The organism is Trinickia mobilis (genome assembly GCF_017315705.1).
Lineage (GTDB): Bacteria > Pseudomonadota > Gammaproteobacteria > Burkholderiales > Burkholderiaceae > Trinickia_A > Trinickia_A mobilis.
Genome location: NZ_JAFLRF010000038.1, coordinates 44,607 through 58,049 on the forward strand (window position 1 = coordinate 44,607; position 13,443 = coordinate 58,049).

Consider the following 13,443-nt stretch of genomic DNA (forward strand, 5'->3'; position numbering starts at 1 on the left):
TCCTGCTCATCCATTACTCGGAGATGCTGTCGTAGCCGTAGTAGCCGCCGCGATACGCGCCGCCGATCAGCGGCGTCGCTTGCGGCACGTCGGTCAACAGCACGCCCTTCAAGTTCACGCCGCCCGTCTGCAGGCGCTTCACCGTTTCGCTGATCTCGCCGATCGGGTGACGGCCGTAGCGCACCGCGAGCAGCGTCGTGCCCGCGTACTTGCCGATCACCGTCGAGTCCGTCACCGCGAGCACCGGCGGCGTATCGATGATCACGAGGTCGTACTTGCGCGAGAGGTCGTCGAGCATCTCGCGGAAGCGGTCGCTCATCAGCAGTTCGGACGGATGCGTCGGCAGCGCCCCCTTGGCGAGCACGTCGAGGCCCGGCAGCACGTCGTGCTGGATCACCGGCCCCGCATCGCCGCCGCGCAGCACGTCGGAAAGCCCCGGCTGATGGCGCACGCCGAAGTGCGAGTGCACTTCGCCGCGCCGCATGTCGCCGTCGATCACGAGCACGCGCTTGCCCGCCGACGCGACGAGCGCGGCGAGATTGACCGACAGGAACGACTTGCCGGCGTCGGGACGCGAGCCCGTCACCATCACGACGTTGTTGCGCGCATGGTCGAGCGAGAGCTGCAGCGAGGTGCGCAGGCTGCGCACGCCTTCCACCGCGACGTCCTGCGGCGCCTGCGCCGCGAGCACGTGCAGGCCCTGGCGGCGCATCATCACGTTCTGCTGCAGGCGCAGTTGCTGGCCGCTCCTCGGCACGACCCCGAACACCGGCACGCCGATCGCGCTTTCGATCTCGTCCGGACGCTCGACGCCGCCGTAGAGCGACTTGCGGACGAACGCCACCACGATGCCGACGAACAGGCCCGTGCCGAGACTGAAGATCACGACCATGAAGCGCCTCGGCCACACCGGCTGATCGGGAGCTTCGGCGAAGTCGACGACGCGCACGTTGCCCACTTGCCCCGCCTTCACGATGCGCAGCTGCTGCGCGCTGTTGAGCAGGTTCGTGTAGAGCTCGGTATCGACGCGCACGTCACGCAACAAACGCAGCGCGGTCTGTTCGGTATCGGGCAGCGTCGCGACGTTCTTCGTCATCTGGCCTTGCGCGCTTTGCAGCTCGGCGATCTGCGCATCGAGCGCCGCGACCGCCGGGTGACTCGCCGTGAAGCGTTGCGACAGGTCCGCGCGCTGCTGCTGGAGGTCGACGAGCTTGGTCTTGTTGGCGACGATCTGCTGCAGGAGCAGACGGCTTTCTTCGGAGAGGTCGACCGTGCCGTGGTTGTTACGGAACGTGTTGTAGCGCTGCTCCGCGTTGTCGAGCTCCTTGCGCAGTTGCGGCAGCTGCTGATCGAGGAACGCGAGCGTGTGCTCGGCTTCGGCCGAGCGCCGGTCGACGTCCTGCTGGATGAACTGGCGGGCGACGTTGTTGACGATGTTCGCGGTGAGCCTCGGATCGCGGCCATCGAGGCTCACGCTGATGATGCCCGACTGCAGCGTCATCTCCTGCACGAGCATCGACTTTTGCAGCCGCTGGACCGTATCGAGCGTGGAGGCCCGCTGCAATTCGAACTGCGTGCCCGGGCGGCCGGAGATCTGGTCGATATGCACCGTCACCGGCCCGGCGGAGGTCATGCCGGTCACGTCCTGGCCGACCTTGCCGCTCGCGATCGCGATGCCGTCGGGGTTGTTCAGCGTAAAGGCGCCGTTCGGCCCCGACGTCACCGTGAACGTCTTGCCGTACATGTCGCCAGGCGTATCGAAGCGCGACACGGCGATCGTCTCGTTGCCCCACGCGTAGCCCGCGAGGTTCATGAACGGCGGCAGCGTGAAGCCCCACCTGCCGTTCACGAGATTGCCGACGAACCCGCCCACCACGGGCAGATACTTCGGCGACGCCGAGATGTCGAGATGGAGCCGCTTCACCGTTTCCTCGGTGACGAGCCGCGACTTCAGCAGCTCGATTTCCGCGGCCGTCGTCGCCTTCGTCGCGAACATGCCGGCAAGCGGCTCGATCTGCTGCCGGTTGTTGTTATTGTTGTTGTCGTTGCCCGCGTCCTCGACCTGGATCATCACGTCCGCGCGGTACACCGCCGGCGCAAGGAACGCGTAGGCGAGCCCCAGCGTCAGCACCGCGAGCGTGATGAACAGGATCGTGCGCCAGCTCGTCACGATTGCCGCCAGGTAGTCGGCAAGTCGTAGCTCGTCGCCGGCCGCCACGTCCGTGTAGCGGTTGTCGAAGTTCATTGCCATGTCAGTCACTCACTCCAGTCTCGTCACGTCATGCGCGCCGTTGCGCTCACTTCGTCACGATGGCCGCGGTCAACCCTGCGTTGATCGCAGGCAGGAACAGGTTCAGCACGCGGTTGAATTTGACGAGCGCGCCGTTGTCGACGTAGACGACATCCTTCGGCTGCAGATAGAACTGGTTCGCGAGCACCATCGAAACCGGCGAAGTCGCGTCCAGGTGATAGATCTGCGGGTTCTCGCCGGTCGAATCGCGAATCACGAACAGCTGCTTCGCCTCCGCCGTATTCGGGTTCAGGCTGCCGGCCTGCGACAGCGCTTCGGCAAGCGTCAGCGTGCCGTTGCGCATCGGCATGATGGTGGCCGGCTTGTTCACTTCGCCCATCAGGTAGACGCCGTGCTCGTCGCGCGAGCTCACCCGCACGAGGTCGCCGCTCTTCAGCACGACGTCGTTCGGGCTATGACCGGTGCGGATCAACTCGGCGACGTTGATCGGATACGTCTTGTCGCCGCGCACCAGCTCCACCTGGCTCTGGTCGGCATTGGCCGTATAGCCGCCCGCGCGGCCGACCGCCTGCGTGAGCGTCATCGGAATGTCGTTCATCGTGAGCGAGCCGGGCAGACGCACTTCGCCGTCCACATAAACCGTGCCCGAGCGGAACGACGCCACGCGCACCGTCACTTCCGGGCTCTTGTAAACCTTGCTGATGCGCGAGACGATCACGTGCCGGATCTGCTCGACGTTCTGCCCGGCCACGTGCACCGAGCCCGCGTACGGGAACTGGATGTTGCCTTGCTCGTCGACGAGAAAGCCCGCCACTGCATCGCTCGTTGCCGTCGACTGGTTCGGCTGCCCGAGCGCCGCCGCCAGCTCGGGGTGATCCCAGACGGTGATCTGCAGCACGTCGCCCGGGCCGATCTGGTAAGGGCCTGCCTTGCCGAACAGGCTCTGCGTTTCCGTGGAGACTTGCTGCATCGACGAGGCCTTCATCTGATGGATCAAATTGAGATTGATGTCGGTGATCGGCACCGGCACGCCCTGCTCCTTCTCCGCGCTGTATTCGCCGCCGCTTTGCGCGACCGTGGGCGGCGTGATCATCCGCTGCCCTGGCACGATCGAACATGCCGACAGGACTCCGGTAATCGTGATCAACATCAACAGGCGATTGCGCATATTCAAGAAGCTCATGGTCCGTTCCTCCTGCCCGCTCTTGTTAGGTTCTTCATTTGGCTCACGTCCACGCGTCAATACGCGTTGCTGTGCACCAAACCCTTGACGATGGTCGCCGCGATGATCCGCATGTCGAGTGCGAACGACCAGTTCCCCAGGTAGTACAAATCGTGCGCGACACGCCGCTCCATCTTTTCGATGCGGTCGGTTTCGCCTCGATACCCGTTGATTTGTGCCCAGCCCGTAATGCCGGGTTTGATGCGATAGCGGTGGATGTACCCGGCAACCACCTTTTGGTAGAGATCGTCGTGCTCGAGCGCGTGAGGCCGCGGCCCCACCACCGACATGTCGCCGCGCAGCACGTTGTAGAACTGCGGCAGCTCGTCGAGGCTCGTGCGGCGCAGGAACGCGCCGAGCTTCGTGATGCGCGGATCGTTGCGCGTCGCCTGCTTGACGACGCCCTTTTGTTCCATGTGCAGGCGCATCGAACGGAACTTGTAGATCGTGAAGACGCGGCCGTCGGCGCCCTTGCGCTTCTGCTTGAAGAACACCGGCCCGGGCGACGAGAGCTTCACCGCGATCGCGATCGCAAGGAGCAGCGGCGCAAGTCCGAGCAGCGCGGCCAGCGCGAACACGCGATCGAACAGGTCCTTCTTGAAGAGCGCGGACGGCGACAGCGGCGACGCGACGAGATTGATCGCCGGCACGCCGATCAGGTCGATGACCCCGCTGTTGTCGAACAACGCGATGCTGCGCACGTCCGGCATGAAGCGGATGTTGACGAGGTCGTTGCGGAACTCGCCGACGAGCCTGAAGATGATGCGTTCTTCGGAGAGCGGCAGCGCGAGCCACAATTCGTGCACGTCGTTGCTGCGGATATAGCTCGCGAAGGCTTCGAGCTCGTCGAAGGCGTTCACGCGCGGATTGCCCTGCAAGTGCTGTTCCGGATGCGTGTTGAAGACCGCCGTCGCGCGAAAGCCGGTGCCCGGTGCGCGTTCGATGCGGCGCAGGATCGCATCGCAATGCGCGCCGCACCCGACGATCGCCACCTGGTGCAGATTCAAGCCGGCGTTGCGCAAGCGCGCGAGCACGCCATGCGTGACGAGCCGGTACGAAATCAACAGGCCGGCCGCCATCGCGGTCCAATAAGCGAACCACAGGCGCGAGACCATGTCGATCTGCCGCACCGAGAACATCGCCATCATCGCGCACGCCTGCACGACCAGAAACGCAAGCGACACCTGTCCCGCGAGCACGAGCTTCGAGCGGCCGCGCCACGATTCGTAGACGCCGAACACCGGGAACAGCACCAGTGCGAACGCCGCCGAGAAAATCACGAACGCGGCGTAAAAGCCGCTCTTCTCCCAATCCTCGAAGCGAATCTGCGACGCCACAGCCGCGCCCGTGATGATGAGCGCTACGTCGACCATCCTCGCCAAAAAACTTTGCAAGTCACGCATATTCTTACCCCGCACTTTCCGTCTTTCACTGCTTGAGCGGTACGACCGCCGCGACGTTATCGATGCGATGCTGCGAGCCGCGCCCACCGGCGCGCTTGCGCGCAGCCGGTGTCGATTTCCTCTGACTCGTACGGCGGCGGACTACTTGACCGCTTCCTTGCCGCAACGCCCATACGTGTCGTCGAAACGCACGATGTCGTCTTCACCCAGATACGCTCCCGACTGGACTTCGATGATTTCGAGCGGCACCTTCCCCGGGTTTTCGAGGCGGTGACGCGTGCCGAGCGGAATGAAGGTGGACTCGTTTTCACTCAGCAAGAACTGCTCCTCGCCACGCGTGACGAGCGCCGTGCCGCGCACGACGATCCAATGTTCGGCGCGGTGGTGATGCAGTTGCAGCGAGAGGCGCGCACCGGGCGTAACGACGATGCGCTTCACCTGAAAGCGCTCGCCGCGATCGATCGAATCGTAGAAACCCCACGGACGGCGCACCTTGCGATGCGTATCCGCCTCGGGCGCGTGCTGCGCCTTGATGCGCGCCACCAGCCCCTTCACGTCCTGCACATGCGAGCGGTCCGCGACGAGCACGGCATCGGCCGTCTCGACGACGACGACATTCGTCGTACCAACGCAGGCGACGAGCCGTCCGTCCGAGTGCGCGTAGGTCGACGTCGCGCCTTCGAACACGACGCGTCCGCGCGCGACGTTGCCGCAATCGTCCTTTTCGAGCGCATCCCACACGGCGTCCCACGAGCCGAGATCGGACCAGCCCGCGACGAGCGGCACGACCACGCCTTCGCACGGCGCCTCGGCGCCGCCCAGGCGTTCCATCACCGCGTAGTCGATCGAATTTGACGGCGCATGCGTGAACGCTTCGGCATCGGGCTTGAAAATCTTGCCGTCCGCTTCGCCTTGCACAATGGCGGCGAGACAGGCGGCGTGCATGTCGGGCTGCAGGCGCTGCAACGCGTCGAGCCACACCGACGCCCGCACGATGAAGATCCCGCTGTTCCACCAGTACGTGCCCGCGGTGACGTATTGCGCCGCCAGCTCCGCGGCGGGCTTTTCGACGAAGCGGTCGATCAGGTGCGCGCCGTCTTCGAGCGCCGCGCCGATGCGGATATAGCCGAAGCCGGTGTCGGGGCGCGTCGGCGGCACGCCGAGCGTCGCAATCGCGCCGCGCTCGGCATGGCGCGCGGCAATCTCGATCGCGCGCTGCAACGCAGGCACGTCGGCGATCGAATGGTCTGAGGGCATCGCGACGAGAATCGCGTCGTCGCCCGCGGCGCACGCGAGCGCGGCGGCCAGCGTCAGCGCGGGCGCGGTATCGCGCCGCGCAGGCTCGACGATCAGGCGCGCTTCGACACCGCTCGCGCGCAACTGCTCGACGATGACGAAACGGTGCTCGTCGCCGCACACGATCATCGGCGACGGCGCCACCTGCCAGCCGTCGGGAAAGCCTTCCATGCGCCGCACGGTGGCTTGCAACAGCGAATCCGAGCCGATCACGTCGATCAACTGCTTCGGATAGTGCTCGCGCGACATCGGCCACAGCCGGGTGCCGGAGCCGCCCGCGAGCACGACCGGCAAGAGCCGCGTGCAAGGCGTGGCGGCAAGCGCGGCCATATCGGCCATGTCGGACGAATGAGCCAACGCATCCGGCGGCGACACGACAGGTGCAGCCTGGGTCGGCGCGGCCGCGGGCGCGATTCCGTGCCCATGGCCGCCGCTGTCGTGCTGTTGTTCGTGAAACGCCATATCGTTACTCCCCTATACGTGCATCTCGTAGATCTGAGCCGGCGCCCGGCTTCGCGCCGAGCGGCAATCAACGTATCGCGGCCCTCGTTCGGGACCGCTGCAGCGCGTTCGAGCCGAACGCGTCGAAAGAGACGGGACGGGCGCTAACCGCCGGCTTCGCGGCGGCTTTGAATGCGGAACTCGGTCGGCGAGATCATCATCCGCTTGCGAAAGATCTTCGCGAGCCGGTCGCCGTTGCCCATGCCGCTGCGTCGCGCGATCTTGTCGACGGGCAATTCGGAGTCGGTCAATAGACTGCAGGTAATCGCAAGACGCGCCTGCAACAGGTAGTCCGAGGGCGTAATGCCCAGCTCGAGCTTGAAGCGGCGCAGGAAGTTGCGCTCGCTCATCGCGGCGACTTGTGCCGCATCCGCAATCGAAATCGGCCGTTCGCAGTTGTCCTGCAACCAGCGTGCCGCGGCGCGAATCTTGTCGCCCGCGCTCGCCGCCCCGGCATCGCCGAGCAGCGGCACGAGCCTCGCGCTCGAGCCCGGCATCAACCGTTCGGCCACCCCGCGCGCGACATCGAGGCCGAGGTCGCGCTTGACCATCGTGAGGGCGCTTTTCATCGATTCGAGACGATCGCCCGTATCGGCCGCGTGTTCTTCGTGGCCCGCGTGGATCATGTAAGAACTGAAATGACGCTGCATCTCGTAGCTGCCGATGCCGGCGGCATCGAGCAGCACGCAGCCTTCGGCGATCGAGCGCACGGAGGTCGTCTTCGTATGCACGCGGCGCAGCCAGCCGATCAGCCGTTCGTCGTTGGCCGCGGCGCGCGCACCCTTGCCGCCGGCGACGAACAAAGCATCGAACCCCATGTAATGGCGTGCGTCGAGCCCATCGGTCCAGACCCGCACCGACGACGAGCAGGTCACATTGCCGCCATCGGCGGAGAGAAAGCACACGTCATAAACCCAGTCGTCGTTCGCGCCTGCCGACGCGAGTTCGTTGGCGACATGGAATACTTCGGCGACGAGCCCCGCTCCCAAGAGAGAGAAACCGTCGAAGAGCAGGATTGCGATCCGGCGCGTCACACACTTCGTGCTTTTGTTCGAAGCATGTAACCAGCCCATTAGTGCGGGCTCGATACTCGCATAAGGCATGGCCTTCCCCTCGAATTGTTGGAAACGCTATTGGCCGATCTAGCAATCTATTTGCAGTGCATCATAGTTACCTTAAATACCCTTTGCGGACTCGCTGACGGAAATCAGCGAGATGTTGGCGGAATAAATCCGCACATTCCGCGTCGATTTTGGCAAACACTTATTTCGCACGACGCATAAGCCAGACAAATCGGGTAATTCCAGTTCTATGACGCAAAAACCGTGCATTAATTAGCTAAAAATCGCCAATCAAACCTGGCAAAAAATATGCCAAGACCGATCGACCCAATACGGCAGCCGACCCCCTTTTTTTGATTACCACCTATTATTCATACGAGAACCGGCTGCTCACTGGAGCCGGCTCGTTTGTCGATATCGCGTGCTCAAGCAAAACGAACGAAGACGCGAAATATTGAGAGCGCGAGGAGACCCCGGGTACAGCATTTGCCACCTCGCGAGCGGCGCACCGGAGGGACGAATTTCGCTGCGCCGGCGCCATTTTGCGCGCCTCGAACGACATCGCTCGCCTCCAGCCGGGCATTTGCCCGTCAACTGCTTTCGTTTGATTCCAAACACAGCAGTTGCTGAATGCAAGGTAAACCCGAACTGAAAAAGCGAGTGTTGCTCAGCCCACATTGAATCGCAGGTCGAATGCCTATCTGCGCCGACCCCATATGAATCGAATTCCGATATTTGTCTTTTGTATTACGATAAGCGATGACATATGGCGCAGCAGTGTTACTGAATTGACTCATTTCTCTTAACGCATATTTCCTAATAAATAAGATTCAGCGTTTTATAATATCAATGCCATTTTTTCGCGAATTAATATGATGAATGGCCGCCAATAAGCAAGATCGTGCGATCTCTTTTACTATCGTTAATTGTGCGCCGCACCGGAATCGCAATTTCCCAATGCCGGAAAATACCGGCTTTCGTCATTCAAATCGTCGCCGCAACGTTTCAAAACGGAAACGTCAGCACTGCGAGGCAATGGGGGCCAGCACCACCAGGCTTCCGAGACAGGCATCACGGCCCGAACGGCGAAAGTTCGCAGGTCTTACCGAAAAAGTTGGCGAGAATCGGCTGGCGGAAAAAGCCGGTCCGCGCGGATGCGATCGCCGCAAACCCAGGCAGGCACAGGCTTTGCGCGAACCCTGTTCGAATCCGCCAAAAAAATTGCGCCAAAATACTAAATTGAATGCTCCCGGATTTTGCCGAAGCCCGGTAGTCTCTCGCCTGCGATTCGACCGGAATCAGGGTGTCGTCCGATGTTTTGCAGGCGCACGCCCTATCCTTCGCTCGTCTTTTCTGCTGATCCGTTGCGCCGTGGCCACGGTCCGCCGCGCCGGAAATCTCGCTTGGCTCGACCGCCTGGCATCGCGCTACGGCTAAACGCCCGCCACGATGCATGCCGGCCTTGGGCGACCTCGCTGCCCGGTCCAAGCACGCGCCAACCCTTTTCACCGTCGCCGCTTGGCGACGCGCGCATCGTCGTTGTCGCGATGCGCAGCGCCAGCTTTTGCCTGGCGCTCAAACACAACATGCGATGAACACAATTTCTCCATTTCTAAAGGCATTCAACGCAAGAAACCTTGCGCGCACAGCTCGCGCGCGCGGCACCGGGGTCTTGCTGATCGCATCGGCGGCAACGCTTGCCGCATGCGGCGGCGGCGGCGGTTCTGGCGGTGCCGGCGGTGCCGGCGGCTCCGCCGACAGCGCGAACGGACAGTCGGCGCCGAAGTCGATGACCTGCGGGACGCCGTCCGCAGCAGCGAGCGCGGCAAGCTCGAGCAATCTGATTCAAGCCGACACCCCGGGCAGCGACGGCACGCGCCTCTTTGCGGTCAACAGCCCCTTCAACATCGCGCTCACGACCCAGGCGACGCAAAGCGATACGCTCAACTGGCAAGTGCTCGACAACTGGAACGTCGTGCGCGCGAGCGGCTCGTTCCCGGTGCAAAGCGGCGCGCATACGGTGACGCTCTCGTGCTCGTCGTCGCTTGCAGGCTACTTCGCGATCTCCGCGACGCTCGCCAACGAAGGCGGCCAGCTCAATTCGATGGGCACGCGCCCGCAAGGCATCGCGACCTTCGGCATCCTGCCCGACGTGTCCGGCACGCTGCCCGCCGTGTCCTACGCGCGCGAAGACCAGTACCGCTTCGGCGGCCAGGGCACGGCATTCCTGCCGGCCGGCGGCACCGACGGCTACCGGCCGCTGTACACGGACCTCGGCCTGTCGTGGGCGAACGACAATCGCAACTGGTACATGGAAGAGCCGAACGGCCCGAACACCTTCGTGCCGGGCACCAACACGCTCGCGTCGTACTTCCAGAAGGGCGACATCATGCGCCTCATCCAGCTCGACGGCATTCCGGGCTGGGCGAGCCCGACGGGCTCGATGACCGAGAGCTACGCGCCGGCCTCCGAAGCCGCGATGCAGAACTACATGAGCCGCGTCGGCACGGACTCCGCACAAATCCGCGCGGCCTACTTCCCGAACCAGTCGAAGAATTACTACCAGGTGACCTGGGAGCCGGACGGCGGCGGACCGACCCAATGGCTCGACACGCAGGCCAATTTCGTCGCGATGTATCAGGCGGTCTACAACGGCATTCACTCGACCGACCCGAACGCCGTCGTGATGGGCGTGACCGACTCGCTCGTGCGCACCAACACGCAGTGGCTGCAGACCTACGCGCCGCTCGGCCTCGCGGAGTACCTCGACGGCCTGACGATCCACGGCTACTACGACGCGGGCACGTACCCGTCGCATCCGCCCGAGCGCCTCGCCACCGACCCGAGCCCGGCCAACGCCGCCAACGCGCTGCCCGCCTCGATGCGCGAGCTGCGCAACGCGATGAACACGTACCTGAAGCCGGGCGCGAAGCTGTTCGTGACGGAAACCGGCATCAGCTACGACTCCGGCACGTCGTATGGCGCGAACTACCCGACGCAGAACGAGCTGTTCGCGCACGGCGCGGTGGTCGCGCGCACGCACCTGATCCTGCTCGGCGAAGGCGCCGACATGACTTACGTGTTCTACGCGTCCGATCCGCCCGTCTCGCCGCCCGGCTACGGCATCTTCTTCGACCTCGCCGATGCGCAGGGCGCCTACGGCTCGAGCAACATCAGCCCGAAGCCGGCCGCGATGGAAGTCGCCGCGATGACGCGCATCATCGACGGCACGCACACGCTGGGCTATCTCAACAACGTGCCGACCGGCGTCTACGCGTACGCGTTCCAGCGCTTGAACGGCGGCAAGATCGTCACCGCGCTATGGACCCACAACAACGCCAACTGGAGCCAGAGCAGCGGCTACAGCGCGACCTATAGCGCGCCGTACACGCTGACGGTCGACTCGCCGGGCGCGTCCGGAACCGTGACCGTGCTCGACGTGATGGGCAACGCGTCGACGCTGCCCTACAGCAACGGCCAGGTGGCGCTCACGCTGACGGAGTCGCCGATCTACGTCGTGTCGGCGAACGCGTCGGTGATGCAGGCGAACGTGACGAGGCCTGTCGGATATACCGGGCAATGAGCCGGCGCGGACTCACCGCCCGCGCGCCCTTTCCTTTTAGTCGGTTCCATATTTCGGCGAATGCGGACCATACAGCAACCCGTTGGGCGGTCCGCCGGACAACAAGCGCTGGCTCGCAAGCCCGGCTACTTTGACGCTCTCGTCGGACAACGTTTGCGCGACCTGCTTGACCGCCGCCTGCACGAGCATGCCGACGAGTCCGAATCCACTGGCGTCGAAGTTGCCGCCCAGTTCCTTGCCTGTCGCGCGCGCTGTTCCCTGCCAGAGCACGTCGCCCGCTTTCAGATCGACGAGCTTGGCCGACACGGCAACGACCGTCGTGCTATCGAGCACCGCATACACCGAGCCGTACTGCGTGACCTTCACGTACAACGCCGCGTCGGCGCCGAAGATGTCATGAAGCTTGGCGGGCGCGACCTCCTGAATGTCGGTCGGCGTGGTGAGGCCGTTCTGCTTGAACGTCTCCTCCATGGGCCCGACGGGAATCACGTAATAGCCGGATTCGGCGAGCGGCAGCGTCACCTGTGAAAGCACGCCATGTGTCGCCTTGACGTCCGACGTTTCGTTCACGGGCGGCAGCGCGAGTATCGAACGCGGCTGGCTCTTCTTGAACGCCGTGTAGTCGGGGCGCTGGGCCGGACCGGCGCACGCAGCGAGCAGCCCCGACATGGCAACGGCCGACAGCGATTTCAGGGAAATAAGTTTGAACATGGCGAGGCTCTTATTGTTGTTTGGACTTCTTCAGCAGGAAGTCCATATAGGTTGACGATTCCGGGAACGATTGCTTTTCGGCCTGAAACTCCGCTACGGCCTGCTGATCGTTTCCGACGCTCGCGTACAGCATCCCGAGATGCGCATGGAAACCCGGCGGGGGCCGATTGCCCTTCGCGCGAATCTGCTGCAGGGCCTTTTCCAGCGCATCGATCTGCTGCTGCGTCCCCGTTTGCCCCTTGAAGTACTCATAGACCTGGGGTTGGTAGCCATCCCATTGATACAGCGGCGGAGTCGTGTTGGCCGCGCATCCAGTCAACAAGGCGCCTGCGGCGACGAGCGGCAGCCAGGTGCCTTTCTTGGAAATCGTGATCTTCATGTTGTTTGTGATTGAACGATGGGAGGTAGCGTGTCCGGTCGAATTCACTTCGCCGTATTCAGCGCGCCCGCGTCGACCTGCTCGACGAGATGGTTGACCGCCTCCTGGATTGCCAGATCCAGCACCTTGCCGTTCAACGTGGAGTCATAGCTAGCCGTGCCGCCAAAGCCGATGATCTCCCGGTTCGACAGGCTGAATTCGCCCGCGCCTTGACTCGACAGCACCACTTCGGAGGTCGTCGTGTCGACGATGTTGAGATTGACCTTTGCGTAGGCCACCTGCTGCTTGCCGCGCCCGAGGATGCCGAATAATTGGTGGTCGCCCACTTCCTTGCGCCCGAATTCGGTGACGTCGCCCGTCACGATGAAATTCGCGCCCTTTACTGCCTGGGCTCTTTTCTGAAAGCCGGCTTCCTGTTTGATCTCTTCCAGATTGTCGCGATCCAGTACATTGAAACGGCGGCTTTGCTGCAAACGGGTGATCAGAATCGTCTTCGCCTGTCCGCCGAGGCGGTCGATTCCGTCCGAGAAAATGCCGCGCATATAGCTCGAACGATTGTCGAATTTCCCTACCGCAATTTCCATAGGCTTACCCGCGATCGGCGTTTGCGCACTGCTGACCACGGGCACGGGCAATGTGCGCGACGATTCCGTCGCACATCCGCCTACTCCGATCGCGACGACGGCAGCGGCGATCACGGCGCCGCAAACTTTAGTTCTACTGTTCTTCATGTAAAAACCTCAAGAGTCGAAATAAACAACTTCACTACTTCACCGCTCCCAGTGGCTCGTCAAACACCACCCATATGCGCGCGAGAGCGGACTTACTGGATCGTGCTTCAATTGCTGGGTTTAGAACTGCGCCGTCAACTGAAACCCGACCGTGACACGCGCGGTGTCGAATCCCGATGGTTGGTAGACCGGCGTACCCGCGAACAGGTCATACGCGTAGGCGCCGAAACGCGTGCCGACGCTGCCCTTCACGCCGATCGCCGCGCCCGCCAGTTGCGTGCCGACCAGCGCGACCAGTTGCGGGC

At 63.3% G+C, this 13,443-nt stretch carries 10 protein-coding genes and 1 pseudogene; 1 reads left to right on the forward strand and 10 read right to left on the reverse strand.

Annotated elements, in window-relative coordinates:
* Nucleotides 1-13: 13 nt before the first annotated feature.
* The 6 genes from J3489_RS30590 to J3489_RS30615 all read right to left on the reverse strand — a co-directional run bounded on the left by J3489_RS30590 (nt 14) and on the right by J3489_RS30615 (nt 9,222).
* Nucleotides 14-2,251 carry a polysaccharide biosynthesis tyrosine autokinase gene (locus J3489_RS30590; protein ID WP_207004564.1) on the reverse strand — a complete coding sequence of 746 codons (2,238 nt, stop codon included), beginning with the start codon at nt 2,249-2,251 and terminating at the stop codon, nt 14-16.
* Nucleotides 2,252-2,297: 46 nt separating this feature from the next.
* Nucleotides 2,298-3,434: a polysaccharide biosynthesis/export family protein gene (locus J3489_RS30595; protein WP_207004565.1), complete on the reverse strand. Its 1,137-nt coding sequence runs from the start codon at nt 3,432-3,434 to the stop codon at nt 2,298-2,300.
* Between the two features lie 56 nt (nt 3,435-3,490).
* Nucleotides 3,491-4,876: an undecaprenyl-phosphate glucose phosphotransferase gene (locus J3489_RS30600; RefSeq protein ID WP_207004566.1), complete on the reverse strand. Its 1,386-nt coding sequence runs from the start codon at nt 4,874-4,876 to the stop codon at nt 3,491-3,493.
* A gap of 141 nt (nt 4,877-5,017) precedes the next feature.
* Nucleotides 5,018-6,511 (reverse strand): mannose-1-phosphate guanylyltransferase/mannose-6-phosphate isomerase, encoded by a 1,494-nt coding sequence (locus J3489_RS30605; RefSeq protein ID WP_207004573.1) that lies wholly within the window; start codon nt 6,509-6,511, stop codon nt 5,018-5,020.
* A gap of 266 nt (nt 6,512-6,777) precedes the next feature.
* Nucleotides 6,778-7,776 carry a GlxA family transcriptional regulator gene (locus J3489_RS30610; protein ID WP_207004567.1) on the reverse strand — a complete coding sequence of 333 codons (999 nt, stop codon included), beginning with the start codon at nt 7,774-7,776 and terminating at the stop codon, nt 6,778-6,780.
* Between the two features lie 1,029 nt (nt 7,777-8,805).
* Nucleotides 8,806-9,222 carry a hypothetical protein gene (locus J3489_RS30615; protein ID WP_207004568.1) on the reverse strand — a complete coding sequence of 139 codons (417 nt, stop codon included), beginning with the start codon at nt 9,220-9,222 and terminating at the stop codon, nt 8,806-8,808.
* Nucleotides 9,223-9,325: 103 nt separating this feature from the next.
* On the opposite strand from J3489_RS30615, the gene J3489_RS30620 reads away from it, so the two are divergent.
* On the forward strand, nt 9,326-11,317 hold the full coding sequence (locus tag J3489_RS30620) for a hypothetical protein (RefSeq protein WP_242540425.1): 1,992 nt from the start codon (nt 9,326-9,328) through the stop codon (nt 11,315-11,317).
* A 36-nt stretch (nt 11,318-11,353) separates the two neighbouring features.
* Here the strand turns inward: J3489_RS30620 and J3489_RS30625 are convergent, their stop codons facing one another.
* From J3489_RS30625 to J3489_RS30640, 4 genes and pseudogenes are all read right to left on the reverse strand, one after another.
* Entirely contained in the window at nt 11,354-12,028 is a 675-nt protein-coding gene (locus J3489_RS30625) for a DUF799 domain-containing protein (RefSeq protein ID WP_207004569.1), read from the reverse strand.
* A gap of 10 nt (nt 12,029-12,038) precedes the next feature.
* The gene (locus tag J3489_RS30630; RefSeq protein ID WP_207004570.1) at nt 12,039-12,407 is read right to left on the reverse strand and encodes a DUF4810 domain-containing protein; all 369 of its coding nucleotides are present in this window, start codon (nt 12,405-12,407) and stop codon (nt 12,039-12,041) included.
* Between the two features lie 44 nt (nt 12,408-12,451).
* Entirely contained in the window at nt 12,452-13,138 is a 687-nt protein-coding gene (locus tag J3489_RS30635) for a CsgG/HfaB family protein (protein ID WP_207004571.1), read from the reverse strand.
* Between the two features lie 120 nt (nt 13,139-13,258).
* Nucleotides 13,259-13,443: pseudogene (locus J3489_RS30640) on the reverse strand (ShlB/FhaC/HecB family hemolysin secretion/activation protein); the annotation flags it as partial.

Excerpts from the sequence above, each read along its gene's own strand:
- J3489_RS30590 (WP_207004564.1), bottom strand. The coding sequence starts at position 2,251 with ATGGCAATGAACTTCGACAACCGCTACACGGACGTGGCGGCCGGCGAC.
- J3489_RS30595 (WP_207004565.1), bottom strand. The coding sequence starts at position 3,434 with ATGAGCTTCTTGAATATGCGCAATCGCCTGTTGATGTTGATCACGATT.
- J3489_RS30600 (WP_207004566.1), bottom strand. The coding sequence starts at position 4,876 with ATGCGTGACTTGCAAAGTTTTTTGGCGAGGATGGTCGACGTAGCGCTC.
- J3489_RS30605 (WP_207004573.1), bottom strand. The coding sequence starts at position 6,511 with ATGGCCGATATGGCCGCGCTTGCCGCCACGCCTTGCACGCGGCTCTTG.
- J3489_RS30610 (WP_207004567.1), bottom strand. The coding sequence starts at position 7,776 with ATGCCTTATGCGAGTATCGAGCCCGCACTAATGGGCTGGTTACATGCT.
- J3489_RS30620 (WP_242540425.1), top strand. The coding sequence starts at position 9,326 with ATGAACACAATTTCTCCATTTCTAAAGGCATTCAACGCAAGAAACCTT.
- J3489_RS30625 (WP_207004569.1), bottom strand. The coding sequence starts at position 12,028 with ATGTTCAAACTTATTTCCCTGAAATCGCTGTCGGCCGTTGCCATGTCG.
- J3489_RS30630 (WP_207004570.1), bottom strand. The coding sequence starts at position 12,407 with ATGAAGATCACGATTTCCAAGAAAGGCACCTGGCTGCCGCTCGTCGCC.
- J3489_RS30635 (WP_207004571.1), bottom strand. The coding sequence starts at position 13,138 with ATGAAGAACAGTAGAACTAAAGTTTGCGGCGCCGTGATCGCCGCTGCC.